Source organism: Halomonas sp. ND22Bw (genome assembly GCF_003011945.1).
GTDB classification, from domain to species: Bacteria; Pseudomonadota; Gammaproteobacteria; order Pseudomonadales; family Halomonadaceae; genus Halomonas; species Halomonas halophila.
Genome location: NZ_PXWD01001605.1, coordinates 1 through 242, shown reverse-complemented (window position 1 = coordinate 242; position 242 = coordinate 1). Strand labels below are relative to the sequence as shown.

At 68.6% G+C, this 242-nt stretch carries 1 protein-coding gene; it reads left to right on the top strand.

Annotated features, from left to right (window positions below; genetic code table 11):
* Positions 1 to 242, top strand: a 242-nt coding sequence (locus CVH10_RS23675; RefSeq protein ID WP_369336010.1) for a tripartite tricarboxylate transporter substrate-binding protein, incomplete at both ends; no start/stop codon positions are given.

Here is a 242-nt window from a genome sequence, read left to right as displayed (position 1 = left end):
AAGTCGCAGGCCGGTGTGTTCGTCACGCACATCCCGTACAAGGGCACCGCGCTGGCCATTCCGGACATGATCGCGGGCAACCTCGACGTGATGTTCGATTCGCTGCCCACCGGCATGCCGCATGTGCGCGACGGCCGGCTGCGCGCGCTCGGCGTGACCTCGCTCAAGCGCAGTCCGCTGGCACCCGAACTCCCGCCGATCGCCGACACGCTGCCGGGCTTCGAATCGCGCACCTGGTTCGG